Here is a 2,709-nt window from a genome sequence, read left to right as displayed (position 1 = left end):
CAAGCTCACATGCCAGTTAAGTCACTTTTGAGTTGTATAGTTAAGCCTCACGAGTAATTAGTACAAGTTAGCTTCACACATTACTGCGCTTCCACACCTTGCCTATCAACGTCCTGGTCTTGAACGGCTCTTTAGAAGACTTAAAGTCTAGGGAGAACTCATCTTGGGGCAAGTTTCCCGCTTAGATGCTTTCAGCGGTTATCTTTTCCGAACGTAGCTACCCAGCAGTGCCATTGGCATGACAACTGGAACACCAGCGGTTCGTCCACTCCGGTCCTCTCGTACTAGGAGCAGCCCCCCTCAATTCTCCAACGCCCACGGCAGATAGGGACCGAACTGTCTCACGACGTTCTAAACCCAGCTCGCGTACCACTTTAAATGGCGAACAGCCATACCCTTGGGACCGACTTCAGCCCCAGGATGTGATGAGCCGACATCGAGGTGCCAAACACCGCCGTCGATATGAACTCTTGGGCGGTATCAGCCTGTTATCCCCGGAGTACCTTTTATCCGTTGAGCGATGGCCCTTCCACACAGAACCACCGGATCACTAGAACCTGCTTTCGCACCTGCTCGACGTGTCTGTCTCGCAGTCAAGCACCCTTTTACTCTTGCGCTCATTGCACGATGTCCGACCGTGCTGAGGGTACCTTCGCGCTCCTCCGTTACTCTTTAGGAGGAGACCGCCCCAGTCAAACTACCCACCATACACTGTCCCTGGCCAGGGTTCACTGGCCGAGGTTAGAACCTCAATACGATCAGGGTGGTATTTCAAGGATGGCTCCACAAGAACTGGCGTCCTTGTTTCAAAGCCTCCCACCTATCCTACACAGATAGTATCAAAGTCCAGTGTAAAGCTATAGTAAAGGTTCACGGGGTCTTTCCGTCTAGCCGCGGGTACACGGCATCTTGACCGCGATTTCAATTTCGCTGAGTCTCGGGTGGAGACAGTGTGGCCATCGTTACGCCATTCGTGCAGGTCGGAACTTACCCGACAAGGAATTTCGCTACCTTAGGACCGTTATAGTTACGGCCGCCGTTTACCGGGGCTTCGATCAAGAGCTTCGCTTGCGCTAACCCCATCAATTAACCTTCCGGCACCGGGCAGGCGTCACACCGTATACGTCATCTTTCGATTTTGCACAGTGCTGTGTTTTTAATAAACAGTCGCAGCCACCTGGTCTCTGCAACCCCCAACAGCTTACGGAGCAAGTCCTTCACCATTAGGGGCACACCTTCTCCCGAAGTTACGGTGTCATTTTGCCTAGTTCCTTCACCCGAGTTCTCTCAAGCGCCTTGGAATTCTCATCCTGCCCACCTGTGTTGGTTTGGGGTACGGTTTTTTATAACCTGAAGCTTAGAAGATTTTCTTGGAAGCAGGGCATCAACCACTTCGTCCTAAATGGACTCGTCATCAGCTCTCAGCATTAAAGACCCGGATTTACCTAAGTCTTCTGCCTACCACCTTAAACAAGGACAACCATCGCCTTGCTGGCCTAGCCTTCTCCGTCCCTCCATCGCAGTTATAAAAAGTACAGGAATATTAACCTGTTTCCCATCGACTACGCCTTTCGGCCTCGCCTTAGGAGCCGACTAACCCTACGTCGATTAGCGTTGCGTAGGAAACCTTGGGCTTTCGGCGAGGGCGTTTTTCACGCCCTTTATCGCTACTTATGTCAGCATACGCACTCGTGATATCTCCAGCATGCCTGACAGCACACCTTCACAGACTTACACGACGCTCCCCTACCATGCCTTACGGCATCCGCAATTTCGGTACACTGCTTAGCCCCGTTAAATCTTCGGCGCAGGCCGACTCGATCAGTGAGCTATTACGCTTTCTTTAAAGGGTGGCTGCTTCTAAGCCAACCTCCTGACTGTCTAAGCCTTCCCACATCCTTTCCCACTGAGCAGTGTTTAGGGACCTTAATTGGCGGTCTGGGTTGTTTCCCTCTTGACAACGGACGTTAGCACCCGCTGTCTGTCTCCCATGATTGCACTTGTTGGTATTCGGAGTTTGCAATGGGCTGCTAAGCCTTGACGGCCCGCTAGACCATAACAGTGCTCTACCCCCAACAGTGAGACATGAGGCACTACCTAAATAGTTTTCGGGGAGAACCAGCTATCTCCGAGCTTGATTAGCCTTTCACTCCGATCCACAGCTCATCCCCTAATTTTTCAACATTAGTGGGTTCGGACCTCCAGTTGATGTTACTCAACCTTCATCCTGGCCATGGATAGATCGCCCGGTTTCGGGTCTACTGCATGCTACTGTCGCCCATTTAAGACTCGGTTTCCCTACGGCTCCCTTATTCAGTTAACCTTGCAACACACAGTAAGTCGCTGACCCATTATACAAAAGGTACGCAGTCACACCACGAAGGTGCTCCCACTGCTTGTACGTACACGGTTTCAGGTTCTATTTCACTCCCCTCCTGGGGTTCTTTTCGCCTTTCCCTCACGGTACTGGTTCACTATCGGTCGGTAGAGAGTATTTAGCCTTGGAGGGTGGTCCCCCCATGTTCAGACAGAATTTCACGTGTTCCGTCCTACTCGTTTTCACAAGAATAAAGCTTTCGCATACAGGACTATCACCTTGTATCGTCGCACTTTCCAGAGCGTTCTGCTAACTTAGTCCTTGCTTAAGGGCTGGTCCCCGTTCGCTCGCCGCTACTTAGGGAATCTCGGTTGATTTCTTTTCCTCCGGGT

At 51.4% G+C, this 2,709-nt stretch carries 1 rRNA gene; it reads right to left on the bottom strand.

Annotated features, from left to right (window positions below):
• Positions 1 to 36: 36 nt before the first annotated feature.
• Positions 37 to 2,709 (bottom strand): 23S ribosomal RNA (locus BM293_RS00005); the annotation flags it as partial.

Origin of the sequence: Thiomicrospira sp. ALE5 (assembly GCF_900112445.1) — a bacterium.
In the GTDB taxonomy this organism is placed as follows: domain Bacteria; phylum Pseudomonadota; class Gammaproteobacteria; order Thiomicrospirales; family Thiomicrospiraceae; genus Thiomicrospira.
This window is presented reverse-complemented; position numbering and strand designations above follow the sequence as displayed.